The sequence below is a fragment of the Lysobacterales bacterium genome, from assembly GCA_014946745.1.
GTDB lineage: Bacteria > Pseudomonadota > Gammaproteobacteria > Xanthomonadales > Xanthomonadaceae > Aquimonas.
Genome location: JADCRD010000002.1, coordinates 250,589 through 276,205, shown reverse-complemented (window position 1 = coordinate 276,205; position 25,617 = coordinate 250,589). Strand labels below are relative to the sequence as shown.

Annotated in this window: 19 protein-coding genes; 12 read left to right on the top strand and 7 right to left on the bottom strand. The window is 69.8% G+C overall.

What is annotated here, in order from left to right; genetic code table 11:
- Positions 1–135: 135 nt before the first annotated feature.
- Positions 136–696: a hypothetical protein gene (locus tag H4O13_13445; GenBank protein ID MBE5316392.1), complete on the top strand. Its 561-nt coding sequence runs from the start codon at positions 136–138 to the stop codon at positions 694–696.
- Between the two features lie 65 nt (positions 697–761).
- Here H4O13_13445 and H4O13_13440 read toward each other — a convergent pair whose 3' ends face one another.
- Entirely contained in the window at positions 762–2,813 is a 2,052-nt protein-coding gene (locus tag H4O13_13440; GenBank protein MBE5316391.1) for a lytic transglycosylase domain-containing protein, read from the bottom strand.
- Positions 2,814–2,995: 182 nt separating this feature from the next.
- Between H4O13_13440 and H4O13_13435 the strand changes: the two genes are divergently transcribed.
- Both H4O13_13435 and H4O13_13430 read left to right on the top strand, forming a co-directional pair.
- Positions 2,996–3,787: a sulfite exporter TauE/SafE family protein gene (locus tag H4O13_13435; protein MBE5316390.1), complete on the top strand. Its 792-nt coding sequence runs from the start codon at positions 2,996–2,998 to the stop codon at positions 3,785–3,787.
- 165 nt (positions 3,788–3,952) lie between these two features.
- Positions 3,953–6,799, top strand: a complete 2,847-nt coding sequence (locus tag H4O13_13430; protein ID MBE5316389.1) for a TonB-dependent receptor — start codon at positions 3,953–3,955, stop codon at positions 6,797–6,799.
- Between the two features lie 113 nt (positions 6,800–6,912).
- On the opposite strand, the gene H4O13_13425 is transcribed toward H4O13_13430, so the two are convergent.
- From H4O13_13425 to H4O13_13415, 3 genes are all read right to left on the bottom strand, one after another.
- Positions 6,913–7,644, bottom strand: a complete 732-nt coding sequence (locus tag H4O13_13425; protein ID MBE5316388.1) for an endonuclease/exonuclease/phosphatase family protein — start codon at positions 7,642–7,644, stop codon at positions 6,913–6,915.
- A 103-nt stretch (positions 7,645–7,747) separates the two neighbouring features.
- Positions 7,748–8,398 carry a thiol:disulfide interchange protein DsbA/DsbL gene (locus H4O13_13420; protein ID MBE5316387.1) on the bottom strand — a complete coding sequence of 217 codons (651 nt, stop codon included), beginning with the start codon at positions 8,396–8,398 and terminating at the stop codon, positions 7,748–7,750.
- A 122-nt stretch (positions 8,399–8,520) separates the two neighbouring features.
- Positions 8,521–9,258, bottom strand: a complete 738-nt coding sequence (locus tag H4O13_13415; GenBank protein ID MBE5316386.1) for a c-type cytochrome — start codon at positions 9,256–9,258, stop codon at positions 8,521–8,523.
- A gap of 147 nt (positions 9,259–9,405) precedes the next feature.
- On the opposite strand from H4O13_13415, the gene H4O13_13410 reads away from it, so the two are divergent.
- Positions 9,406–10,014 (top strand): YihA family ribosome biogenesis GTP-binding protein, encoded by a 609-nt coding sequence (locus H4O13_13410; protein ID MBE5316385.1) that lies wholly within the window; start codon positions 9,406–9,408, stop codon positions 10,012–10,014.
- A gap of 5 nt (positions 10,015–10,019) precedes the next feature.
- A complete protein-coding gene (locus H4O13_13405) occupies positions 10,020–11,396 on the top strand; it encodes a tetratricopeptide repeat protein (protein MBE5316384.1) in 1,377 nt (458 codons plus the stop codon).
- A gap of 27 nt (positions 11,397–11,423) precedes the next feature.
- Here H4O13_13405 and H4O13_13400 read toward each other — a convergent pair whose 3' ends face one another.
- Positions 11,424–11,993, bottom strand: coding sequence for a hypothetical protein (locus H4O13_13400; GenBank protein MBE5316383.1), 570 nt, complete (start codon positions 11,991–11,993; stop codon positions 11,424–11,426).
- A 185-nt stretch (positions 11,994–12,178) separates the two neighbouring features.
- Between H4O13_13400 and H4O13_13395 the strand changes: the two genes are divergently transcribed.
- Together H4O13_13395 and H4O13_13390 are read left to right on the top strand one after the other, a co-directional pair.
- Positions 12,179–13,207: an ABC transporter substrate-binding protein gene (locus tag H4O13_13395; GenBank protein ID MBE5316382.1), complete on the top strand. Its 1,029-nt coding sequence runs from the start codon at positions 12,179–12,181 to the stop codon at positions 13,205–13,207.
- A gap of 7 nt (positions 13,208–13,214) precedes the next feature.
- Positions 13,215–16,439 carry an EAL domain-containing protein gene (locus H4O13_13390; GenBank protein MBE5316381.1) on the top strand — a complete coding sequence of 1,075 codons (3,225 nt, stop codon included), beginning with the start codon at positions 13,215–13,217 and terminating at the stop codon, positions 16,437–16,439.
- Between the two features lie 148 nt (positions 16,440–16,587).
- On the opposite strand, the gene H4O13_13385 is transcribed toward H4O13_13390, so the two are convergent.
- Complete coding sequence (locus H4O13_13385; GenBank protein MBE5316380.1) at positions 16,588–17,502, bottom strand: ABC transporter permease subunit; 915 nt, start codon at positions 17,500–17,502, stop codon at positions 16,588–16,590.
- On the bottom strand, positions 17,499–19,085 hold the full coding sequence (locus H4O13_13380) for a peptide ABC transporter substrate-binding protein (protein MBE5316379.1): 1,587 nt from the start codon (positions 19,083–19,085) through the stop codon (positions 17,499–17,501). The genes H4O13_13385 and H4O13_13380 overlap by 4 nt, the downstream gene beginning before the upstream one ends.
- 85 nt (positions 19,086–19,170) lie before the next feature.
- Here H4O13_13380 and H4O13_13375 point away from each other — a divergent pair, with 85 nt between their 5' ends.
- From H4O13_13375 to H4O13_13355, 5 genes are all read left to right on the top strand, one after another.
- Positions 19,171–19,824 carry an exopolysaccharide biosynthesis protein gene (locus tag H4O13_13375; protein ID MBE5316378.1) on the top strand — a complete coding sequence of 218 codons (654 nt, stop codon included), beginning with the start codon at positions 19,171–19,173 and terminating at the stop codon, positions 19,822–19,824.
- Positions 19,825–19,985: 161 nt separating this feature from the next.
- Positions 19,986–21,350 carry a glutamate--cysteine ligase gene (locus tag H4O13_13370; GenBank protein MBE5316377.1) on the top strand — a complete coding sequence of 455 codons (1,365 nt, stop codon included), beginning with the start codon at positions 19,986–19,988 and terminating at the stop codon, positions 21,348–21,350.
- A 371-nt stretch (positions 21,351–21,721) separates the two neighbouring features.
- A complete protein-coding gene (locus tag H4O13_13365; GenBank protein MBE5316376.1) occupies positions 21,722–22,789 on the top strand; it encodes a UPF0149 family protein in 1,068 nt (355 codons plus the stop codon).
- 22 nt (positions 22,790–22,811) lie between these two features.
- Entirely contained in the window at positions 22,812–23,501 is a 690-nt protein-coding gene (pdsR, locus tag H4O13_13360; protein MBE5316375.1) for a proteobacterial dedicated sortase system response regulator, read from the top strand.
- Between the two features lie 27 nt (positions 23,502–23,528).
- Positions 23,529–25,499, top strand: a complete 1,971-nt coding sequence (locus tag H4O13_13355) for a histidine kinase (protein MBE5316374.1) — start codon at positions 23,529–23,531, stop codon at positions 25,497–25,499.
- Positions 25,500–25,617: the final 118 nt, after the last annotated feature.

Genomic DNA, 25,617 nt, shown 5'->3' with positions numbered 1-25,617 from the left:
TCCGCCGCGCGCGGAGCCCATGGAGCATTCCCTTTGAACGCACGTGCCGCACTGCTTCCCTGTCTACTGGCGCTTCAGCTCAGCGCCTGCTCGAACGCGTCCGAATCGATGGACAGCGTGCCTCCGACCACGGAGGTGACTCCATCCACGGAGGCGACTCCACCTGCTGCCGTTGCGCCTGGGCTGATCAAGGACCCCGAGTTCGCCGTCGCGGGCGTCGAGCAGGCGCTGAAGCACTGGCAGCTGCGGCAGCATGCCGGCGATGCCTCGTACAGCCTGGAGGTCAAGGAGGGCTGGGTCGTACTCAAGCGTATCGGCGTCGAACCCTGGGGCAGCATCGGCCAAACCTTCGAAGTGGCTGAACTGGCGGGCAAGACCTTGGAGTGGTCAGCCGAGCTCACCGGCGAAATCGGAGAGGCCCGCGGCGAAGCCTTCGACGCCACCGGCCTGTCCGTCGAGGTCTCCGGCTTCGCGCCGGGAGATCTGCCGATGATGGGCGCGCGGACCCTGCTGGCGCTGTCGACCGAGCCGCCGATGCAGGCCGGTCCCGTCAAGCAGCAGCGCTACAGCCTGCGTTTCCAGATCCCTCAGGGGACCGATCAGCGCCTGAAAGTGGCGGTGCAGCTCACGCGAGACGGCGAACTTCGCATGCGCGCGCCCAGCTTGCAGGTGATCCAGGAAGCGCCCAGCCAGTAGAGCTGTCCTGATCCGCGCGCGCGCCGTCCCTGGCGCGAGAGAAGCTCCGATAGATCGGAGCTTCCTCAGGATGCCGAACCGAGTGCGGCGATCAGTCCGTCATCGGCGCGAAGAGAGCGCGCACGCGTGTGCGCCTCAGGTGCGGGGCAGTGGAAACCGCGCGCGGCTCCGGCGGCTGTCCCCTTGAGCCGCGCGAGCAGCGAACCGGCCTGCTGTTCCAGTCGCCAGTCGTAGATCAGGCTGAAGGCCATGACGCGGGCAACGTACTCGCGGGTTTCGTGGAAGGGAACCGTCTCAAGCCACAGCAGCGGATCGTCCAGCAGTGGCGCGGTCGGCGGCCGCGCTGCCAGCCAGCGTCCAACCGCCGCCGGGCCGGCGTTGTAGGCCGCCGTGGCCAGCCCCGGCTGGCCCTGGTGGGCGTCGAGCATCTGCCGCAGGTAGGCCGTGCCGAGCGCGATGTTCAATCGCGGTTGATGCAGGGCCTGGGCGCCGCTGAAGGCGAGGCCCAGGCGACGCGCGGTATCGCGCCCTGTGCCCGGCAGCAGCTGCATCAGTCCACGCGCATCCGCCGGCGACCGGGCTGATGACATCCAGCTGCTCTCGGCGCGGATCAGCCCTGCCACCCAAGCGGCCGGCAGGCCATGGCGGCGGGCTTCGCGCTGCAGCGCGGCGGCGTGGGGGAGCGGAAATCGCTGCGCGTAGTAGCGCATGCCCGCGCCGCTGCCCAGGGTCTGCGAGGCGCGGTCGTACCAGCCGCGCTGCAGTGCGGCCTCCACCGCCAGCGCCTGCTGGTCCAAGGGCAGCCGCGCCATCGCCTGCTGCCACTGCAGGTGCGCCCAGCCCGGGCGGCCGAGCGCGTACAGATCCAGCGCCTGGGCCACGCCGGCGCGTTCGAGCGCGCGCTTGGCCCCAGCGCCGCGCGCGGCCGGCAGCGGACAGAGCGGGTAGTCGAGGCCTGCCAGTTCGGCTGCCAGAAAGCCGTGGAAATTGGCTTCGGTCGCGGCCTGCCGCAGCCGCGTCTGCGCCGCTTCGGCATCGCCTCGCGCAGTCAGCAGACGGGCCTCGATCAGCTGCCAGCGAGCGCGCTCGCGCAGCGTCTGCGGCATGGCGGCGAGCGCCGCGAGCGCGGCCTCTGCGTCGCGCCGCGCGATCGCTTCGCGCACCCGCCACTCGTGCAGGCGCGCGTCGAAGGCTGCGTTCGGCACGCGAGCGAAGCGGTCGGCGGCTTCCGGCAGATAGCTGGCCGCACTCCACAGGGCGATCGCGTGCCGCACGCGGCCGATCCGATCGCTCTCAAGCGCCAACGGCGCGCTCATGGCATCCAGCAGAGACTCCGCTGACGCAGGATCGCGTCGGGCCAGCGCCGTGAGCCCTGCCTCGATCGCGGCGCGCGTGCGCGGCTTCGCCGGGGATGCCGCTTGGATGAGGCCGGCCGAAGGCGCCTCGACGAAATCCGCCTCGGCTTCGATGCGCTTGCGCAGACCGGGCTCCAGCGACCTGGCGAGGTGCCGCATCAGGCCGGCATTGCCGAGTGCAGCGGCCGCTTCGATCCGCCGCAGCACGCGTGGCGCATCCAGCTGGCCGATCCGCCGCAAGGCCTCGATGGCGGGGTCGCAGGCGGCGGGCAGAGTGTCGCCGCGATCCCAGAGCTGCAGTGCCTCGGCCACGACCGTCGCGTCGTCGCCGCGCGCGAAGCGCGAGGTCAGCTCATGGCAGCGCAACTCGGGATCATTGACCTTGCCAGGGCCCAGGCCGATGCGCTGGAAGCCCGACCAGTCGCCGCGCTGCGCCAGCTCCCGCAGCAGCGCTGTCCGCAGCACGGCCGCGACGGGTTCGCCCGCGTGGCGGTCGAGAAACTCCACGAGGCGCTGTACGGGCACATGCGCCTTGCGGCTGCGCAGGTGCTGCTGCTCGATCCAGGGCCAGAGCGGATCGCGTCCCAGTCGCTGGGCGAGGGCGCGCAGCGTGGCCTCATCGCTCTGCGGCGCCTCCGTAAGCGCGCGCCGCAGTTCGGACAGCCGATCCGGATCCGTGGCGAACACAGGTTCGGCGTGCGCTGCGCGAGGGCCGCACAGGCTCAACAGACACGTCAGAGCGAGCCGCAGGTGATTCAACATTCCGGGTCATCAATGGGAGAGGGGGGCGGCCTGCGTGGGACAATGCCGGGCGGACTGGCCCATCGCCGCCACGTGTCGCGCGCGAACCTGATCGGCGACGACCTTCGTGGTCGGGCAGCGGGGCCGCGCGCTGATTCTTCCACAGGCCCCTGGGCCGTGCCGCTTCGAGGGGACGCTTGCTGATGAGCCTATGGCTGATGTACTTGGCGCTCGGCGCGTGTGCGGGACTGCTGGCCGGTCTGCTGGGCGTCGGCGGCGGGCTTGTGATCGTCGCCGCGCTGGCCTGGCTGCTGCCGCTGCAGGGCGTGCCCGCCGAACAGGTCATGCATGTCGCGCTGGCCACCTCGCTGGCGAGTATCGTGCTGACGGGACTGTCCTCGGCGCGCGCGCACGCGCGCCGCGGCAGCGTGCTCTGGCCCAGCGTCTGGACCTTGGTGCCTGGCCTGCTCGCAGGCGGAATCGCTGGCGCTGTCTTCGCCAGCGCGTTGGCCAGCGACACCCTGCGCTGGTGCGTCGCGGGCTTCTGTCTGCTGGCGGGCAGTCAACTCGCCTTTGGCACGCCGCGCGCCGCGCAGCAGCGCAGCGATGCGCCGCGCTCGCCGGGTCTGGCGGCGGCGGGCCTCGGCATCGGCGGGCTGTCGGCGGTGGTCGGCATCGGCGGCGGCAGCATGACGGTGCCCCTGCTGGTCTGGCTGGGCGTGCCGCCGGTGCGCGCGGTGGGAACGTCCAGCGCCTGCGGCGTGGCCATTGCTTTGGCCAGCGCCAGCAGCTACGCCTGGCTGTCGCCGCCTGCGCCCGGCCTGGCCGGCTCGATTGGCTACGTCTACCTGCCGGCCGCGCTCGGTATTGCTGCGGCTTCGGTCACGATGGCTCCGCTGGGCACGCGCCTCGCGCATCGTCTGAGCGGCCCGGCCCTGAAGCGCGTGTTCGCGGCCTTCCTGTACCTGGTCGGCTTCAGCCTGTTGATCCGTTGAGCGAAACGGATCTGCGCTGAACAGTGTCGTGTCTGATCAGCGCAGCAGGATCAAGAGTTGTCAGCATGCACGCCGCGCGCTAAAACTCCGCGCGCCGATCGCGTCGGGGGACGTCGATCGGCACCGATCCGCGCCTGCGGGCGCTCTTTGCATGAAAGGGGAGCCATGAACACCATCCGTCACCGTCGTCTATCGGCGGCGATCCACTGTGTCCTGCCTGTTCTGCTGCTGCCGGCGCTCGCCGTGGCGCAGGACGAAGCGCGCGAGCTTGAGCGCGTCGAGGTCACCGGTTCGCGAATCAAGAAATCCGAGATCGAAGGCCAGTCGCCGATCCAGGTCATCACCCGCGAACAGATCCAGCGCACGGGCCTCACCGCCGTGGCCGATCTGCTGCAGCAGATGACCGGCGGCGGCTCTTCGCTCAACACCAAGTTCAACTCCAGCGGCAACTTCGGCTTTCCGCCGGACGGCAGCGGTGTGGGCGCGGGCGCCGCCACCGTCGATCTGCGCCACCTCGGCGCGCAGCGCGTGCTGGTGCTGGTCGACGGCGTGCGCTGGGTGAACGAATCCTCGGCCTCGGGCGTGGGCTCGGCCACCGACCTCAACACCATCCCGCTCGGCATCATCGAGCGCATCGAGATCCTGGAGGACGGTGCATCCGCGATCTATGGAGCGGACGCCATCGCTGGCGTCGTCAACATCATCACCCGGCGCGAAACCGACGGCGCCCAGGTCTCGGTGCAGTTCGGCGGCTACGGCGGTGACCGCGGCCAGACCAGCTCGATCGATGCCAGCCTGGGCGGCAGCGGCGATCGCCACGCCTTCTTCCTCGGCGTCTCGCGCACCGAGCAGAAAGAGATCGCGTCCTCGACTTACGACTTTTCCGGCGTTCCGCGTCCCGGCACCGGGCTCACCTTTGGCAGCTCGGCGACGCCGAACGGCCGCTTCGTTTTCACTGACCCCAATACGCGGCAGGCGCAGAACATCACCACGCCGAACGGCCAGTCCTTTCCGAACGGTCCGCGCTACCCGCAGGATTTCATCCCCTTCACCACGGCGAACCGCTTCAACTTTGCCGAGTACAACCTGATTCTCACCCCGAGCACCCGCAAGTCGGTGTTCTCGCAGGGCCGCATCGAGCTGGGTGAATCCACCACCGCCTACGTCCGCGCACTGTTCAACCGTCGCGAGTCGGCCAATCAGGCGGCGCCCGAGCCGATCTTCCTCGGCCCCGACGCCGGCACCGGCAATCCCTATGCCGACAACATCCGCATTTCCGCGAGCAACCCCTTCAATCCTTTCGGATTCGATCTGATCTCCAGCGGCCCCGGCGCCAACCTGGTGCTGATCGGCCGCCGTCCGATCGAAGGCGGCCCGCGCCGCTTCGAGCAGGTGGTCGATACCTGGTACTTCGGCACCGGCCTTGAGGGCAGCTTCGACCTCGGCGGCCGCGCCCTGCTGTGGGACCTGAACTACGCGCGCAGCAGCAACCAGGCGGAGCAGACCAACTTCGGCAGCTACAACATCCGCCGCATCGCTCAAGGCCTGGGCCCGCTGTCGGTCTGCCAGGCCGATCCACGCTGCGTGCCGATCAACATCTTCGGCGGCCCGGGCACGCTGACCCGCGAGATGCTGAACTACATCCAGCCGGTGGTGCGCGACGCCAGCGAGAACAACATCGAGCTGATCTCAGGCAACCTCACCGGCGACCTGTTCAGCCTGCCTGCCGGCGCGCTGTCGTTCGCGACCGGCTTCGAGCACCGTCGCCTGGACGGGTTCTACCGCCCGGATGCGCTCACCGTCGCCGGCGAGTACAACGGCGTGCCCTCGCGACCGACCTCGGGCGAGTACGACGTCACCGAGTACTTCGTAGAGCTCAATGCGCCGATCTATGAGGCTGGGAGCTCGCGCCTCGACCTCAGCGTGGCGGGGCGCTACTCGGACTACTCCACCTTCGGCGGCGAGAGCACCGGCAAGCTCGGCCTGCGCTGGCAGCTCAACGAGCAGTTCCTGCTGCGCGGCACCTTCGCGGAAGGCTTCCGTGCGCCCTCGATCGGCGAACTGTTCGGCTCGGCCAGCCGCTTCGATGCTCAGCTCGACGACCCCTGCCTGATCAGCCTGACCGGGGCGCCGCCCCGCGCGAACTGCGCGGCCTTTGGTGTGCCGGCGGGCGCCCAGCAGGCCAATTCGCAGATCTCGGTCACTACCGGCGGCAACGTCAGCCTGCAGCCGGAAATGGTCGACAGCACCTCGGCGGGCTTCGTGTGGAGCCCGGGCTTCGCCGAGAACAGCGCCTGGTCGCAGCGTCTAGACATCGAGTTCGCCTGGTATCAGCACGAGCTGGAAGGTGGCATCCAGGCCATCGACGCGCAGACCCAGCTGAACCTGTGCGTGGCGGGCGGCCCGTCTTCGCCCTTCTGCCAGGGCATCACCCGCGCCACCACCGGCGGCATCAACGGTTTCGACAACCGCCTGCAGAATCTCGGCAGCTTCGAGACCAGCGGCTACGACTTCGACATCGGCTGGACCTTGCCCGACACGGGTATTGGCCAGTTCCGCGTCGACTGGCAGAACACCTTCGTCGACGACTACGTGGCGCGCGGCGCCAATGGCGTGCAGCAGCCGCGCCGCGTGGGTATCGAGGTCAACAACAGCGCGATCCCCGAGTGGACCTCCAACCTCGCGGTCGACTGGACCTACGGCGATTTCAGCGCACGCTGGACCACCCGCTTCATCGATCGCCTGACGGAAGACTGCGGCACCGCGCGCACGCTCCCGGTCTGCCGCAACCCGGCGCCGAGCGCCAACCCGCTCGGCTCGACCACCTACCACGATCTGCAGCTGGGCTGGCAGGCACCGATGCTGGAAGGCGCCCAGTTCACGCTGGGCGTCAACAACCTGTTCGAGAAGCGGGCGCCGCTTTGCCTCTCCTGCTCATTGAACGGCTACGACGCGTCCACCTACGACCTGCCGGAGCGCTTCATCTACGGCAAGATCGACCTGCGCTTCTGAGCCTCAGTGTGATCGCATGCTGAAATGCACGAGCCCCGCTGCGCGGGGCTCGTGCTTTCGGGGATTCGGGATTGGCGCTAGCGGTGTGCCGAGTAGCTGCAGGCGGCTTTTCGCTACAGCGCCCCTGGCAGTTCGATCTCGGCCGCCACCGGCAGGTGGTCGGCGGGCGCCCCCTCCAGCAGCCAGCGGCGCTGCACCCGGATGCCTTCGCTGACCAGGATGTGGTCGATCGCGCGCTTGGGCCGCCAGCTCGGAAAGCTCGGCAGCATGCTCTCAGGCGGCAGCAAACGGGTGCGTCGATACAGGGCCTGCATCTCGGACGACTGCGGTTCGCAGTTGAAATCGCCCATCAGCAGTGCCCGGGGCGCGTCCTCGATGAGTTCGGCAATGAAGCTGAGCTGCGCCAGTCGCGACTTCACGCCGAGCGAGAGGTGCGCGACCACCACCACCAGGGCATCGCTGCCTTGGCCGTAGCGCGCCAGCAGCGCGCCGCGTCCGGGGATGCGGCCGGGCAGGGGATGGTCGATCACTTCCTGTGGCTCCAGCCGGCTCAGCAGCGCGTTGGCGCTGGTGGCGATGCCGCCCATGCGGCGGTTGGGCTGATGGCTCCAGAACGGAAAGCGGCCGCGCTCAGCCAGGTAGTGCGTCTGGTTGACGAAGCCGGAGCGCAGCGAACCCGGGTCGGACTCCTGCAGGCCCACCAGATCGAAGCCGCGGGCCATGCCGGCCAGTGCGTCGAGATTGCCGCGCTTGTCGCGGTGGGGCAGCACATGCGTCCACGGCCGCGAGACGTAGTCCATGTAGCGGTCGGTGCGCGCCCCGGCCTGGATGTTCGCACTCAGCACGGACAGCCGCGTGGACGCGGGCACCTGAGACGCAGCGGCCCCGGGCGCATGCGCGACCGGGGCCGATGGGAGACGCTTGGGCATTGCGAGCTGGAGCGGCGAATCAGCCGCCCGTGGCGGCGGCATGCTCCTGCGCGACCAGGGCGTCGACGATCTCAAGCAGGCGCGGGAACCCCCCCTGCGCCGGCGACATGACGCGGTACTTGCCGTTGACGATCATCGAGGGCGTGCCCTCAACGCCGTAGCGCTGCACGGTCTGCTGGGCGCGGGCGATCTTCGCGTTGACGGCGAAGCTCTGCATGCTGGCCAGGAAATCCTCGCGGGTCACGCCATAGGGGGTGTACAGATCGGCCACGTCCTCGATGCTCTGGACGGGCTTACGGTCGGTGTGCAGGGCCTTGAAGATCGCGTCGTGCGACTTGTCGAGGATGCCCATGGTCTCGGCGGCGTAGTACGCACGCGCATAGATCTCCCAGGCGCCGCCGAACACCGCGGGCATGTAGCTGAACTGGACGTGCTCGGGCAGCGTCTTCTTCCAATCGTTGACCACCGGCTGGAAGGTCGCGCAGTGCACGCAGCTGTAGCCGAACACTTCGACGACCTCGATCTTGCCCGGGGCGGCGCTGGTCGGCACCGGCGGGTTGATCAGGACGTAGTCGGTGCCGGCGACGGGCGCCGTAGCGGAGGCCGGCGTCTGGGCCGAGCAGGCGGTGGCGGCGAACAGGGCGGCAGCGGCGAACAGGCGCATCAGCATGGAGGGTCTCCGGATAGGTAGAGGCCCGCCGAGCGTAGGCGGGCCTGTCTGAACATCAGGTCACGGCCCGCGGGCACCGCGAGCCAGGCCTGCGACCGCGTGCGGCGCGAGGGGTTCCGCGCCTATTCCGCTTCGTGCAGACCTTCAATATAAGTGGCCAGGGCCTGGATCTCTTCGTCGGTCAGATAGCGCGCCACGCCGGACATCACCGCGTTGGCGTTCGCGTCGCGGCCGTGCACCAGACCGTCGCGGAACAGCTTGAGCTGGGCTGCCGTGTAGGTCGCGTGCTGTCCGCCAAGGCTTGGGTAGGCCGGACCCGGGTTGCCCTTGCCAGCCGGGCCGTGGCACGCCGCACACGCCGGGACGCCGCGTTCGAGGTCGCCGCCGCGGTAGAGCTTCTCGCCTACCTGGTAGAACTTCTTGCCCTCGTTCGGGCCGCTCTCGATCACGCTCTCGTCAGCCAGACCGGCGCGCACCTTCTGGGTGGCGAAGTAGGCCCCGATGTCGCGCATGTCTTGCGGCGACAAACCGGCCGCGAAGCCGAGCATGATCGCGTTGTTGCGCTCTCCGCTCTTGTAGAGCGCCAGATGACGGGCGATGTAGCGCTCATGCTGACCCGCCAGCTTGGGGTACTGCGGATCGGCGGAGTTGCCGTCCATGCCGTGGCAGGCCGCACACACGGCGGCCTTGCTCTGGCCGGCTGCGGCATCGCCAGGCACCGGCTTGGCGTTGTCGTCCGCCAGTGCAGCCACTTGGGCAGGCGCCTGCTCCGGCGCTGCGGTCACCTCCGCGGCGTTCTGGGCGAGGACGGAGGAGGCGGCCAGAAGGCCCGCCAGCCCAAGGAAGCGGCGAAAACTCATACACTTGCTCCGAACTGGAATGCTGTCTCGACCGCTGGCACCACCGTAGGCTACGGCGGGCGCGGGAATCGCGGGATTATTCCAGCCCGCCCATGACGGGTCAACGAAGCCGCATCGCGCGCCGCCCCCGTCCGCCTTGGATTCTTCATGTCAGAGCCGAACCCGTTCCGCGCCGCCAGCTATCTGCTGAGCGTGCACACCCCGCGTCAGCTGCCTGCCGATGACGCCGTCGAAGTGGCGATCGCAGGCCGCTCGAATGCCGGCAAGTCCAGCGCCATCAACCGCGTGTGCGACCAGGGTGCATTGGCCCGCACCAGCAAAACGCCCGGACGGACCCAGCAGCTGGTGTACTTCCAGCTCGCGCCGGCGCGTTTCCTTGTCGATCTGCCCGGCTACGGCTTCGCCAAGGTGCCGCCAGAGCTGCGCGATCACTGGCGGGGGCTGATCGAAGGCTACTTTCAGAACCGCCGCTCGCTCGCCGGCCTGGTGGTGGTGATGGACATCCGCCATCCGTTGCGCGATTTCGACCGTCAGATGCTTGGCTTTGGCGAAGCGCGCGGCCTGCCCTGCCATGTGCTGTTGACCAAGGCGGACAAGCTCGGCCGCGGCGCCCAGGCGCAGACCCTGCGCGAAGTGCGCGCGGAGCTGGGCGAGGGCCAGAGCGCGCAGCTGTTCTCGGCGCAGACCGGCCTCGGCGTGGACGAGGCGCGGGCGCGGCTTGCCGCCTGGCTGCAGTTGGGGCCCGTTGGCGGATGACGGCGGTGACTCCGGCCCTCGTCGCACGCCTGCAGGAGTTGATGAGCGCAGGTCGGATGGCGCAGGCGCTGGCGCTGCTGGAGGCCTGCCCGCTTCAAGACCAGGCCGCGGATGTCGCCTACCTGCATGCGGTGGCGGCGGCCCAGTGCGGGCAGCGTGCCCGCGCCCAGGCGGCGCTGGCCCAGTGCCTGGCCCATGCGCCCGCGCATCCGGGCGCGCACTTCCAGAGCGCAGCGATCGCGCTGCAGGACGGCGACGTCGACGCTGCGCATCGGGGGTTCGACGCGGCTGCGCGCGCTGCCCCGGCCTGGGCCGAGGCGCACTACAACCTCGCCGTGGTGCAGGCGATGCAGGGCGACTTCGCCGCTGCCGAGCACAGTTATCGTGCGGCCTTGCAGGCCAAGCCGCAGCTTGTGCAAGCGGCCAACAATCTGGCCAACCTGCTGAGTGAGCGCGGCGCGCTGGCCGATGCTCAGCTGCTGATGCAGTCCGCGCTCGCCGCCGCGCCGGACTTCGCGATCGGCTGGTGCACGCTGGGGCGGATTTTCTTCCAGTTGCGCCGGTTCACGCCGGCGATCGAGGCGCTGCGTCAGTCGCTGGCGCTGGATGCCGGCCAGTCAGCGGCCTGGGAGAATCTCGGCGAGGCCCTGCAGCTCGCAGGCGACACCGCCGCCGCTGCCGAGGCCTTCGCCGAGGCGCTGGCCTTGAACCCCACCTCGCCCAGTCTGGCCTTCAAGCTCGACACGCTGCGCGGCGGGCAGCCGTCGCGCCCGCCCGATGCCTTCGTCCGTCGTCTGTTCGATGACATGGCCGGCGACTTCGACCAGTGGCTGGTCGAGCGGCTGGGCTATCGCTTGCCCGAACAGCTCGGGCAGTACCTGCCAGCGGCCGCGGATCTTGATGTTCTCGATCTCGGCTGCGGCACCGGGCTGGCCGCCCCCGCCCTGCGTCCGCTGGCGCGACGTCTGGAGGGCGCGGATCTGTCGCCGAAAATGCTGGCGAAGGCCTCGGCGCGCGGGCTCTACGACGCCTTGCACGCGGCCTCGCTGCAGGTGCAACTGGCACAGACACCGCAGGCCTGGGATCTGCTGCTGGCCGCGGACGTCTTCATCTACGTCGGCGCTCTGGAGGAAGTCTTCGCGCTGTCGGCTTCCGCGCTGCGTTCCGGCGGCTGGCTGCTGCTCTCGATGGAAGTCCTGGAAGGTGAGCACGCTCCTGGCTTCCGCCTGCAGCCCAGCGGTCGCTACGCGCATGCAACGACCTATCTGCGCAGGCTCGCCTTGGAGCATGGCTTCGACGTAGAGCTCGATGTGCCGATCGAGCTGCGCCGCGAGCGCGAGACCATGCTGCCGGGCCGCGTGCTGCGCCTGCGCCGCCGCTGAGCCCCGCCCGGCGCGCCGCGGCGGCCCTCAGAACAGCTCGATGTCGTCGCCCTTGTTCTTCATCTTCTCCATGAACTCGGCCAAGGCCTGCTGCACGGACTTTCCGTGCAGCAGCACCGCCTCGAACATCTCCACTTCTTCCGGCATCGAGTAGCGGGCCCGGATCTTCTCCTGCAGCGACAGCCACTCCTCCGGCGTTGTCGCGCGCTGTTCATCGCTGACGACCTCAGCCAGCCACTCCAGGCCGTGGCTGACGTGGCTCAGTCGCTGCACCAGCCGGTCGTAGAACTGGAAGGCGATGATCGACTGGTGAACCATGCCGGTCACCTGCGCGGCGGCGCCGGACATCCGACGCTTGACCTCGCCCAGCTCGCCCTCGTCGGGCAGGCTGGCGGCGTCGGACGCGATCGTCGCCATGTGCCGCGCCATCACCGTGAAGGTGTCGGTCAGGACCTGCACCGAGCTGTCGCTGTCGCGCATTGCGCCTTCGATCTGGCCGACAGCGAGCTCCATCATGAGCACCGTCTCGCGCATCTTGTCCCAATTCGGATCGGGGATCCGCACGCGGGTGCCTCGGGGCTCGGCGGTGTCGCTCATGTCTGGACTCCTGTGAATGGGCGCCGTTGCTGCGGGTGCCCTGCGCTCGGTTGTCCCGACCGGGCAAGCAAGTCCCATACCGCGTGAGTGTCACCGCCGCGTCGCCAGCGGCGACAGCCCACGGCGGCATATCGTTTGCAGGCGTTCGGGCGCAGCGTGCGCTGCCCGACGTGGATTCTTCCTCCTTGTCTGCTGACGCTGCCCCCTACGCGTCTCGATCGCCGCGCTACCAGCGCGCGCGTGCGCTTGCCGGCGCGCTCTTCTTCGGCGTGGTGGCGCTGCTTGCGGCGGTGGCCCTGGTGCCGCCGCCGACGCCCCCGTTGGCCGTGGCCATGGGGCCGTGGTTGGGCTACGACCCGCTGGTCCTGCAGCGTGAGCAGGGGCAGCTGTCGTCGCGCGTGCGCCTGGTCGAGCTGCCTTCAGCGACCGACACCCTCAACGCCCTGCGCGATGGTCGACTCGACGCCGCTGCGGTGACGCTCGATGAAGCGCTTCGGCTGTGGCGCCGTATGCCGGATCTGCGGGTGATCGCCGTACTGTCGGAGTCGCGGGGCGCCGACGGCGTCGTGCTGCGTGCCGGCTTGGATCCGGCCAGAGGCCTTTCGGGACGCACCGTGCTGGTCGAGGACAGCGCCGTGGGCGGGCTGATGCTTGCCGCCAGCCTGCGGGCATCTGGGCTTGGGCCCGACGCCGTCTCTGTGGCGCAGGTGCGTGCGGTCCATCTTGAACGGCGCTGGCAGGATGGCGATGCCGACGCGGTTGTCTGCTACGAGCCTGTGCTGAGTCGTCTGCTGGCACAAGGCCACACGCTGCTGCACAGCACGCGCGAAATCCGCGGTCTGGTGTTCGACGTTCTGGTCGCCCGTGAGCCTGTGATCGAAGGGCGCGCAGACGCGCTGGCCGAGCTGCTGACGGCCTGGCAGCGCGGCGTCGCCGAATTCAGTGCACCTGCGGCCCTGCCGATGGGGCTGCTGCTGCCGGGCACGGGGCTCAGCGAACAGGAGTACCGGGCCGCACTGGCGGGCATCGAGTTCTTTGATGCCCGCCGCAGCCATGTCCTGCTGACGGCACCCGATTCTGCGCTGGCGCGCGTGCTGCCCGAGCTGTCCTCGCTGCTCACTGCTCGCAGAGAGCTGGTCGCTTCGCCAAGCCTGGCTTTGCTTGATCCGCGGCCGCAGGCCGCGCAGCTTGCGAGGGAAGACCGTGCGGATTGAGCAGGGCTTGCGCGCTGTGCTGATCCGCTGGCCGGCTCGGCTGACACTGCCGGTCTTCATCATGTGTCTGTCTGCCCTGGTGCTGCTCGTGCAGTTCCAGCTGCGCAGCATGCAGGCCCTGGAGCAGGTTCGCACAAGCGCCATGCTGAGCCTGGGCGAGCTGGTCGGGCAGACCGCCAGGCGCATCGAAAGCGATGCCGAGATGGGCGATATCGCGGGGCGTCGGGCCTTGGTCACGCGGCTGGCGCTGTACCCGGCGGTGCGCGAGGCCTGGCTGCTGGACGATCGTGGCGAGGTGCTCGCAAGCCTGCGTCGCGCCGACATCGGAGGCGCCCTGCCCGCGATCAAGGCGCGCCTGAACGCCGATGAGCTGAGCCTGCTGCAGCGCCTTGCGGGGTATCCGCCAGAGGACGCCGCACTGATCGAAGCCCCGCCGCGCGCGCTGCGAGTGGAGCCGGTTCTGACCCGCAGCGCGCCGCCCGCCTACGGCCGTCTCATGGTGTTGATGGACATGACGCAGGAAGAGGCCCAGGCACGCTGGGACATGCGCCGACTGTTCCGGGGCGAAGCCTTGATCCTGGTGATTGCAGCGGTCCTGATCTGGTGGTTGCTGCGTCTGCTTCTGCTCGAGCGCAGTGCCCGTCTGCAGGTCGCTGCGCACTCGCTGTACGCCGGCGCCAGCCCGGAGGTTTCCGGCGTCGATGGCGACGATGAGCTGGGCATGATCGGTCGCGCCCTCGATGCCGGGCTTGAACGACTCAATCGCCATGAAGGCGTCCAGCGTCTGACTCTGCACGGGGGGCGCCTGCTGGCCGAGGACCGACCGCTCGACGAGCGCCTGCAGGCCCTGTGCACGCTGCTGGTGGACAGCGGAGGCTTCGCGGCCGCGCGCGTGCTGTCGACCGGCCCCGAGCCGAAGACGCTGGGCGCGGCCGGAGAGATCCCAGCGCCGCTGCAGATCACCTCCGGTGCCCCGAACTGCTGCTTCGATCTGCGCGTGCAGGCGGCGGACGATCCGCACATGCCCGGCCTGCTGGAGGTCTGGCGCACGCCGGGCGAAGGCGAGCGCGAATGGCTTTCTGCCCTGGAGCTGTTGGCGCGCGATCTGCACCTGTTAATCGGCCGCCAGCAGGCCGAGCAGGCACGCCGCAGCGCCGAGCGGCGCGAGCGTCTGGCCATGGAAGCGGCCGAGTTGGGCGCTTGGCAGCTGCACCTGGGCCCCGCGCAGCTGCGCCTGTCAGCGCGCGCCGCGCGCATGCTGGGCACCGAGCTCTGCGCCGGAGCGCAGGCCGAGCTTGACGCTGCCAGCGAATCCAGCGTCAGCGATGCCCTGCAGCCTGTCGAACGGCTGCTGGCGCTGCTGCATCCTGACGATGCGCGCCGACTGCAGGAGCGTCTGCGTCCCGGTGAGCCCTGTCCGATGCTGCTGGACGAGGAGTTCCGGGTGCGTCGCGGCGAGGGCTGGGCGTGGCTGCTCGGCCGCGGCACCGTGGTCGAGCGCGATGCCGCTGGCGAGCCGCGCGCCCTGGCCGGGGTGCTGATCGATATCGACGCGCGCAAGCGCACCGAATCGGCGCTGCGGCTGGTCAGTGAAGTCTTTGCCAGCAGCCAGCTCGGCATTCTGATCTGCGATGCCGAAGCCCGCATCATCGACGTCAACCGGACCTTCGAGACGATCACCGGCTACACGCGCAGCGAGGTGCTGGGACAGCGTCCCAATCTGCTGGCCTCGGGCCACCACACGCCGGAGTTCTACGCCGCGATGTGGCGCGATCTGTCCGAGAAGGGGCGCTGGGAGGGCGAGCTGTGGAACCGCCGGCGTGACGGCAGCGTCTATCCGCAGTGGTTGACCATCACCCGCGTGGATGACGCGCACGGACAGCCGATGCACTACATCGGCCAGTTCGTCGAGACCTCAGACCGCAAGGCCTTCGAGTCGCGCATCGAGTACCTGGGCGCGCACGACCTGCTGACCGGCCTGCCGCGGCGCGAGCGTCTGCTCAAGGCGCTGGAGGCGGAGCTGCAGGCAGGCAAGTCAGCCGTTGCCCTGCTGCATGTCGACATCGATCGCTTTCGTCAGATCAACGAGTCCCTGGGCTATGCCACCGGTGATCTGCTGCTGCGCGCCATGCCCGGACGCATGTCGCGCGAGCTGCCTCCCGAAGCCTGGATATCGCGGATCAGCGCCGATGAGTTCCTGGTGGCGGTGCCCACGGCCAGCGCCGAACAGGCCCAGGCGCTGGCTGTCCGCGTGCAGCGTGCGCTCAGTGAGCCTTTCGAGGTCGACGCCGGCGAGCTGAGCCTCGGCGTCAGCATCGGGCTCGCGATGGGGCCGGAGGACGGTGCCAGCGCCGAGGCTCTGGCCAAGTCGGCCGAGCTCGCGCTTGGCGCGGCTCAGCGGGCCGGTCGCAACACGGTGCAGGCCTATCGCGCCGATCTGGCCAGTCGTGGCCTTGCGGCGCTGACGCTCGAATCGCAGCTCCGGCATGGGCTCATCCGTCAGGAGTTCTTCCTGGTGTTTCAGCCACAGATCGATTTGCGCAGTGGCGCGCTGGTGGGCTACGAAGCCCTGGTGCGCTGGCGCCACCCCGAACGTGGTCAAGTCTCGCCGGCCGAATTCATCCCCCTGGCGGAGCGCACGGGCTTGATCGTGCCGCTCGGCGAGTTCGTTCTGCGCGAGGCTTGTGCGGCCGCCATGCGCCTGCGCCAGCGCGGGCTGCCGGCGGTGCCGGTATCGGTCAACGTTTCGACCCTGCAGTTCAAGCGCGAAGACTTCGAAGCCAGCGTCGAGGCGGCGCTGACCGACAGCGGCCTGCACGCCGAGGCGCTGGAGCTGGAGCTCACCGAGTCGGTGCTGATGGAGCACGCGGATTCCGTGCTGCTGCGCCTGGATCGCCTGCGCGCACGCGGGCTGAAACTCGCCATCGATGATTTCGGAACGGGCTTCTCCTCCCTGGCCTATCTGGGGCGGCTGCGTCCGGATCGGCTCAAGATCGACCAGAGCTTCGTGCGCGGCATGGGCCGCTCGGTCACCAGCCAGGGCGTGGTCAAGGCGATTCTTGCACTGGCTGAAGAGTTCAGCCTCGCCACGGTCGCCGAGGGCGTCGAAACCCACGAGGAGGCCGCAGTGCTGCGCGCGCTCGGCTGCGACACCGGCCAGGGCTATCTGTTCGCGCGCCCGCAGGAAGAAGCCCTGCTGCGCTGGCCGCTCGAACCGCCCGCTCAAGCCTAGGGCCGGCTCGGCCCTCCATCGCCCCGCATCAACGCGGCGCCATAGGGTGGGCCCTGGCCCACCGCGGCGTTGAAGGGTGTACACGTGCGCTGGCCCAGCCACACGAGGTCTGCGGTGTGGGCGGGCCTGCGGTGCGCCAGGGCCCACCCTATGCGTCGCGCTGCTCGATGCGCGCGCGCAGGCCGTCGATCACCGCGTTCACCAGCACGATGCCGACGCCGACCGTCGCCACCACGCCCAGCACCAGGGTGTAGTCGCGGTTGAGCGCGCCCTGCACGAAGTAGCGCCCCAGGCCCGGCAGGCCGAAGATCTGCTCGACCACCGCCGAGCCGCTCAGCAGGTTGATCGCCGCCGGCGCAATCCAGGCCAGCAGCGGCAGCAGGGCCACCGGCGCGGCATGCCGCAGCAGCAGGCTTGATGCGGACAGCCCGCGGGCCTGCGCGGCGCGATACCAGTCCGACTCCCAGGCCTCCAGCAGGCCCGCACGCACCAGCCGCGCCGCATAGGCGAGGTTGGGCAGGCTGAGCGCCAGCACCGGCAGCACCAGTTGGACCGCGCGTCCCCAGCCGCCGGCCGGCAGCAGCTTCAAGAGCACGGCGAACACCAGCACCAGCAGCGGTGCGACCACGTACTTGGGCAGGGCCAGCCCGAGACCCGACACGCCCATCAGCAGGCGATCGGGCCAGCGTCCGCGCGCCCGCGCCGCCAGCCAGCCCAGCGGCAGAGCCAGCACCAGCGCCAGCAGCAGGGCGAGGCCGCCGGTGATCAGCGTCACCGGCAGGGCCTGCAGGATCAGGTCGCTGACCTGCTGGTCGGGATAGGTGAAGCTCGGGCCCAGATCGCCGCGCAGCAGGCCGCCGAACCATTCGAAGTACTGCTGCCACAGCGGGGCATCGAGGCGATAGGCCTGGGCCAGTGCGGCTTCGATTTCGGGCGGTGCGGCGCGCTCGCCGTCGAAGGGCCCGCCCGGCGCCAGCCGCAGCAGCACGAAGCACAGGCTGAGCAGAAGCCACAGCGTCAGTGCGGCTTCCAGGAGGCGTGAGGCGAGGCGCGGCAGCTTCATTCGGCGAAGCGCAGGAAGCGGCTGGGGTGGCGGTCCAGCGGGTTCGGCTCGAAGCCGCGCAGTCGTGGGCTGACCAGATGCTTCGAGGTGTAGAAGTACAGTGGCACGATCGGGAAGGTTTCGAGCAGTCGGGCTTCGGCCTGCGCGCGCAGGCTCGCGCGCACGTCTGGATCGCTGGCGGCGCCGGCTGCGCCCAGCAGGCGCGCATAGTCGGCGTCGGCATAGCCGCTCCAGTTCAGCGGGCTGCCGCTGGCGAACAGGTCGAGGAAGCTGCCGGCATCGTCGTAGTCGGCAATCCAGCCGCCGCGGAAGACTTCGGTCACCCGGCGCTGCCGACGATTCGCCACGAACACCTTCCACTCCTCGTTGCGCAGCTCGGTGATGACGCCAAGCTGCTCGCGCCACATCGCCGCCACCGCCAGCGCCACCCGCCGATGCACGGTCGAGGTGTTGTAGCGCAGGACGAGGCGCGCCGGGTTCTCCGCCGAGTAGCCGGCCTCGGCATAGGCCGAACGGGCGCGCTCCAGCCGCTGTTCCGGCGTCCACTGCGCCCACACCGGTGGGATCGACGCGTGCCCGCGCACGCCCGGCGGCACGAGGGTATAGGCCGGCGCTTCGCCCATGCCCGTTACAGCGCGCACCAGCAGCTCGCGGTCGAGGCTCAGGTTCAGCGCCTCGCGCAGTGGCCTGGAATCCAGCGGCGCGCGTTCGTTGTTCAGGCCCAGAAAGAACACGCCGAGATAGGGGCTGATGCGCAGCTCGTCGCCGAAACGCGCGCGTAGCCGATCCAGCCGGCCCGGCGGCACCGTCTCGGTGATGTGCAGATCGCCCGCGGCATAGCGTTTGAGCTCGCTGGCGGCGTCTTCGGTGACGTGGAAGCGCACGCGCTCGATGGCCGCAGGCGTGTGGAAATGCGGATTGCGCGCCAGCGTAATCATCGACTGCGGCCGCCAGGCGTCGAGACGATACGCGCCGTTGCCGATCAGCCGGCCCGGCTGGGTGTGGCCGGCACCGTGGGTCTCGATGGCGTCGACCCGCAGCGGAAACGCGATCGGCAGGGTGAGACGCGGCAGCAGGTCGATCGGTTCGTGCAGGCGGATGCGCAGAGTGCGCGCGTCCAGGGCTTCGACGCCGAGCGCGCTGGGCGGCGCGCGGCCCGCCTGCACCTCGGCGGCCTGGTCGATCGCATACAGCAAAGGCGCCAAGGGTGCCGCTGTGGTGGGGGCGAAGGCGCGGCGGAAGCTGGCCGCCAGCTGCGCTGCATCGATGGGCTGGCCGTCGCTCCAGCGCGCGCCCTCGCGCAGGGTGAAGGTCCATTCGAGCCCGTCCTCGCTGCGCGCCGAGGCTTGGGCCAGACCGGGGATCAAGGCGCCGTGCGCGTCTTCCGCGACCAGGCCCTCGTAGAGATCGCGCAGCACGTTGGCGCAGGCGATCTCCTGGCAGCGGTGGGCGTCCAGGGTGGAAGGCTCGGGCCCATTGCCGCGTTCCAGCGTCTCCGCCGCCTTGGCCTGCGAGGTGAGACAGGGCAGGGCGCAGGACAGCAGCAGGACGAGAACGAGGGGGCGGGCGATAGACAGGCGCATCGGCAAGGTCGAGAGGCTTCCATGAGGGGCTGCTAAGCTCGCGGCCCCGCGCGGTACGCCGCGCGCCGCGCATGATGGCATTCCCTTGAGTCCGACTTCTTCTCCCGCTGACACAAAGGCTTCCGCCAGCCTCGCCGAACAGCTGCAGCGCCTGATCGATGGCCTGCCCGCGGACGGCCTCGCGCTGGGCGCCCTGCTGGATGCCGTGGGTGAGGAGGGCCTGCTGCTGCTCAGTCTGCTGCTGGTGCTGGTGTTCCTGATCCCGGTGTCGATCCCTGGCGTCAGCACGGTGTTCGGCGCGGCCATCCTGCTGGTCGGCCTGAGCCGCCTGTCGGGCCGGCCGCTGTGGATTCCGGCGCGGCTGAAGCAGCGCCAGCTGCCCTCCGAGCGCGTGCGCGCGGGGCTGAGTTCGGGGCTGGTCTGGGTGCACCGGCTGGAGCGCATCAGCCGCCCGCACCGCCTGCCCTCGCTGGCCGATGGCCGCGGCATCGGCGTCGTCAACAACCTCGCCTTCATCAGCGCGGCCCTGCTGCTGATGGCACCGTTCGGCTTCGTGCCCTTCAGCAACACCCTGCCGGCGCTGGCCCTGCTGTTCTATGCGGTCGGCCTGATCCAGCGCGATGGCCTGGCCATCCTGATCGGCCATGTCGCGCAGATCGCCACCGTGATCTACTTCGGCGTGCTGATCGGTGCGGGCGGACTCGCGCTGGGTCAGCTCTGGCAGAAGCTTGGCGGCTGACGCGGAACGGTCTCGCCGCTGCTTCACGCGGCTGCGGGCAGTGTGCGCGCCGCTTGCGTGGTGCTCGCGCAGGCCCCACTTCCCAGCCTCCGGCCGACGCTGCGCGTTCGCCATTGCTCAGGCCGTGCGCCCGAGCCCCTCGCTACCCAAGGAGTTCCCGCGTGTCCAGCCCCAGCAGCGCGCCCGGTTCACGGATCGAATCCAAGCAGCAGCTCATCGAGGACCTCGCTGCCGGCAACAAGCCGCCCGAAGACTGGCGTATCGGCACCGAGCACGAAAAGTTCGGCTTCCGCCTCTCCGACCTGCGCCCGCCGACCTATGAAGGCCCGCAGGGCATCCGCGCTGTGCTCGAAGGCCTGGCCCAGTTCGGCTGGACCCCGGTGCTCGAAGGCGGGCACCTGATCGCACTGAAAAAGGACGGCGCCTCGGTGACGCTGGAGCCCGCCGGCCAGCTCGAGCTCTCGGGCGCGCCGCTGGAGAACCTGCACCAGACCTGCCGTGAGACCGCCGGACATCTCGGCGAACTCAAGATCGTCTCGGATCGTCTGGGCATCGGCTTCTTCGGGATGGGTTTCCAGCCCAAGTGGACCCGCGAAGACATGCCCTGGATGCCCAAGGGCCGCTACAAGATCATGCGCGAGTACATGCCGAAGGTCGGCGGTCTCGGCCTCGACATGATGACCCGCACCTGCACCGTGCAGGTCAACCTCGACTTCGCCTCCGAAGCCGACATGGTCAAGAAGTTCCGGGTCTCGCTGGCGCTGCAGCCGATCGCCACCGCGCTGTTCGCCGACTCGCCCTTCCGCGAGGGCCAGCCGAACGGCTTCCTGAGCTACCGCTCGCACATCTGGACCGACACCGACCCCGACCGCACCGGCATGCTCGACTTCGTGTTCGAGGACGGCTTCGGCTTCGAGCGCTACGTCGACTATCTGCTCGATGTGCCGATGTACTTCGTCTACCGCGAGGGCCGCTACATCGACGCCGCGGGTCTGAGCTTCCGCGACTTTCTGCGCGGCGAACTCAGCGTGCTGCCGGGCGAGAAGCCAACCCTGAGCGACTGGGGCGACCACCTCACCACGGCCTTTCCGGAAGTGCGGCTCAAGCGCTACCTCGAAATGCGCGGCGCCGACGGCGGCCCCTGGAGTCGCCTGTGCGCGCTGCCGGCGCTGTGGACCGGCCTGCTCTACGACGACACCGCGCTGGATGCCGCCTGGGACCTGGTCCGCGACTTCAGCATGGAAGAGCGCAACGCCCTGCGCGACGGCGTGCCGCGGCAGGCGCTGAAGCTGCCCTTCCGCAACTCCAAGGTGCTGGAGCTGGCCCGCGAGACGCTGAAGATCGCCGCCCACGGCCTGCAGCGCCGCGCGCGCCTCAACTGCAACGGCGTCGACGAGCGCATCTACCTCGAATCGCTGATCGAGATCGTCGACAGCGGCCAGACCGCCGCCGAGCGCAAGCTCGAACGCTTCCATCGCGAGTGGGGCGGCTCGGTGGATCCGCTGTTCCGGGAGTATGCGTATTGAGCCGGGATTCGGGATTGGGGATTCGGGATTCGCGAGAGCAGAGGATTCATTCCGCGTCGATGTTTCATCCGCTCGCGCGATCTTGACCGAGGGGGTGCTGGCTGCAATGCCTTCCGTGGATTGAAGTACAGAGCTGTGCGTATCGATGCGCTCAGCATTGCGCAGACTTCGCCTGCTCACAGCGTTGAGTCGACCGGCTCCTAACGAATCCCCAATCCCTACCCGGCCCTCGCGCACAGCGCTCGGGCGTTCGCCGGCGTGCGCGGCAGCGCCGCGCAAACACGCCGGCTCACCCCCAATCCCGCGCCGCAGGCGCCTCGCGACGCCTGCGGCGTTACCATGTCGGCCCCAGCACACCAAAGGCCGACTCCATGCCCTCGATCACGCCGCCCAATGCGCCGTTCTCCGACGCCGATTTCCAGCGCCTGGACGATCTGCTCTGGGATGGCGCGGTGCCGCGCGACGGCATGAATCTGGAGGCGGTCGACGGTTTCTTCAGCGCGATGTTCGTCGCGCCCGAGCCGGCCGATGTTGAGGCCCTGCTGCCTGCGGTCTGGGGCGGTGGCGACGCGCCCTTCGAGGATGCCGAGCGCAACGAGGAGCTGCACCGTCTGCTGCTGGCGTTCTGGCGCTCGGTGGGCCGCCGTATCGCCCAGACCGACACCGAGGATCTCACCGCGCACATGCCGGCGATCCAGCTGAGCCAGGAGGTGTTCGAGGCGGTCACCGCCAACAGCCTCGATGCGCTCGAAGACGACACGCCCTACGGCGCTGACTGGGCCGCCGGCTTCGAATACGGCATGTACCTGCAGCAGGAGGCCTGGGATGAGCGTCTCGATGCTGACCCCGAGCTGGAAGAGGCTGTCAGCGTGATCTTCGCGCTGAGCGATCCTGACGAGGAGGAGCAGGGCGATCTCGACGACGACCTGGAGGACGACGACTTCGAGCGCGTCGACGAAGCGCCGCTGACGCCCGAGGGCGTCGCTGCCGCCATGGCCGATCCCGAACTGGCGCGCACCGCGCGACTGATCGAGCAGGCCGGCGTGCCCGATACCCAGGTGCGCGCGGCGCTCGACGAGATCATGAACGTGGTGCGCGGCGGTGAGCCGGTGGCCGGCAGCCCGATCACCCGCGGCGCACTGGACGACGCCCTGCGCGAGGTCCGCGAGGAGGCCGACGAACTCGACGAACTCGATGAGGGCTTCGACGAGTCCGAGTTCGAGGGGGATGAGGACATGGAGCCGCTCAGCGCCGCCGAGCGCGTGCAGCTGATCATGGAGCTGCCGGCGGTGCTGCAGGCCCTGCACTTTGCGCGGCTTGAAGAGCAGAAGCCGCAGCCGGCGCGTCGCGAGTCGGAGATCGGCCGCAACGATCCCTGCCCCTGCGGCAGCGGCAAGAAGTACAAGAAGTGCCACGGCGCGCCCGACGCGCTGCACTGAGCCGCCCTCAAGGACGCCGCCCATGTCGCGCACCATCGCCATCGTCGAGGATGAGCCGGCCATCCGCGCCAACTACATCGACGCGCTGAGCCGCTACGGCTACCAGGTGCATGGCTTCGGCAGCCGGCCGGAAGCGCGTGCCGCCTTCGCGCTCAAGCTGCCCGACCTGGTGCTGATTGACGTCGGTCTGGGCGACGAGCCCGAGGGCGGCTTCGAGCTGTGTCGCGAGCTGCGCACGCGCGCACCGACCCTGCCGATCCTGTTCCTGACCGCGCGCGATGCCGACATCGACGTGATCTCGGGCCTGCGCCTGGGCGCTGACGACTACCTCAGCAAGGACATCTCGCTGCCGCAGCTGACCGCCCGCGTTGCCGCGCTGTTCCGCCGCATCGACGCGATGCGCTCGCCGGCCGCGCGCGACACCGTGTTCACCCTGCGCGGCCTGCGCCTGGAGCTGGAGCGCATGCAGGTCAGCTGGAACGGCGAGTCGGTGCCGCTGACCGTCACCGAGTTCTGGATCGTGCACGCCCTGGCCCGCCACCCCGGCCACGTGCGTTCGCGCGAGCAGCTGATGCGTGAGGCCGAAGTCGTCGTCGACGAGGCCACGATCACCTCGCACATCAAGCGCATCCGCAAGAAGTTCGAGGCGATCGACGCGAAGTTCGACGAGGTCGATACCGTGCACGGCGCCGGCTACCGCTGGCGGCCGTGATCCTCCACACGTTCAGCGCCTGAACGCATGCGCCTGCGCCAGCAGCTGGTGCTGCTTGCCGCCGCCGCGCTGGCCCTGCCGGCGGCCGGCTGGGTGCTGGTGCGCGAACTCGAAGCCCAGCTGCGCCGCGGCCAGGAAGCCCAGCAGACCGCCACCCTCGAAGTGATGAGCCGCGCCGTCGAGCGTGCCCTGCTGCGCGATCCCGGCCTGCTGCCGCTGGCGCCTGGTGGCGTCACCGTGCCTGCGGCCACCGGCCCGATCGAGCTTGACGGTTACGACAGCGACTGGCCGCAGACGGCCGAGTCCGCGCGCGCGCTCGACAGCTCTGGCCGTTTGCGTCTGCGCGCGGCGCGCAGCGAGCAGGCCCTGCACCTGCTGATCGACGTCGCCGACACCACGCGCCTGCGCGCCGAAGCCGCGCAGCCGGAGGCGCAGTACGCCGATCGCGTCGAGCTGGATCTGGAGACCCTCGACGGCCGCGCCCGCCTGCGTCTCGCCAACGCGGCGCCCGGTGCCGTCGCCGTGCAGGCGCTGGGTGGGCCTGCGCCGCGCATCAGCGGCTACTGGCAGGAGGACGCCGCCGGCTACCGCATCGAGCTGCGCCTGCCGCCGGGCCTGCGTCCGCTCGCCCTGGGCGTGCAGGCCATCGACCATGCGCGCCCGGGCGAGCCCGGCCTGCGGCTCGGCGATGGCCTGCTGCGGCCGCTGCGCGAGCCGGAGCCGGCGCTGGCGGAGCTGCTGGCGGCGCTGTGCCCGCAGGCGCATGTCTGTGAGCTCCAGGATGGCGACGGTCATCCGCTGCTGCAGGTCGGTGAACTCGCGGCCGATGCCGGCCAGGTGTCGGGCTGGCGGCGCCTGTTCACCGCCGTGCTCGGCGGCATCGAGCCGGCGAACCCGGAGCGGACCGGCGCGAGCGTCGTCGATGGCGTGGAAGCGCCGCGCTGGCGTGCGATCGAGGAGGGCAATCGCCTGCAGCTGTCCGCCCAGGCGGCGATCGAAATCCAGGGCGAAGACCGCGGGCTCCTGGTGCTGCGTCAGGCCAGCGCGGCCCTGCTGCTGGCCGACCGCGCCCTGCTGCGCGTGCTGGGCGTGAGCCTCGCGGTTGTCCTGCTGCTGGCGGGGCTGCTCTACCTGTTCGCCGGACAGCTGTCGACGCGCATCCGGCGACTGTCGCAGCAGGCCGAGGCGGCGCTGGCACGCGGCGGCGCCGACGCTGCGCGCGGCTTCGAGCGCAGCGCGGCGGTGGACGAGCTCGGCGAGCTTTCGCGCAGCTTCGGCACCCTGCTCGACGAGGTCGCTGGCTACACCGCCTACCTGCGCAGCCTCGCCGGCACGCTCTCGCACGAACTGCACACCCCGCTGGCGGTGGTGCGCGGCTCGCTCGACAACCTCGAAGCGCAGGACCTGCCTGAGGCCAGTCGCGTCTACCTCGATCGCGCTCGCGCCGGCAGCGAGCGGCTGGCCGCGATCGTGCGCGCCATGGGCGAGAGTTCGCGCATCGAGCGTGCGATCGCCAGCGCCGAGCCCGAAGACTTCGACCTCACCGGGCTGGTGCGCGCCTGCGGCGAGGGCTATCGCGAGCTGCTGGCGCCGCGCCGGCTCGATGTGCGGGTGCCGGGCCAGTCTCTGCCGTTTCACGGCGCGCCTGACCTTATAGTTCAAGCCCTGGACAAACTGGTCGACAACGCGCGCAGCTTTTGTCCGCCCGAAGGCGAGATCCGTATCGAGCTTGGCGCAGGCGCTCAGGGCCCGCGGATCGCCATTGCCAACACCGGCCCGACGCTGGCGCCAGGCCGCCACGAGAAGCTGTTCGATGCGCTGGTGAGCCAGCGCCCGCGCAGCGCATCCGCCGGCAGCGCGCCGCATCTTGGCCTCGGTCTGCACATCGTCCGGCTTGTCGCCGAGCGCCATGCCGGCAGTGCACGCGCGGCCAATCTCGCCGATGGCAGCGGCGTTGAGTTCACGCTCGAACTTCGCGGCATGGCGCGCCTGCGCTGAGCCCTGCAGCGCGGCAAGGCAGCGGCTTCAGGCGACCGCGGCATCGGCGACGCGAGCGGGTGGAGGTTTGCTGCGAGAGTCGAGCTTCGGTGGGTCAAGACCCACCCTATGGAGCGCC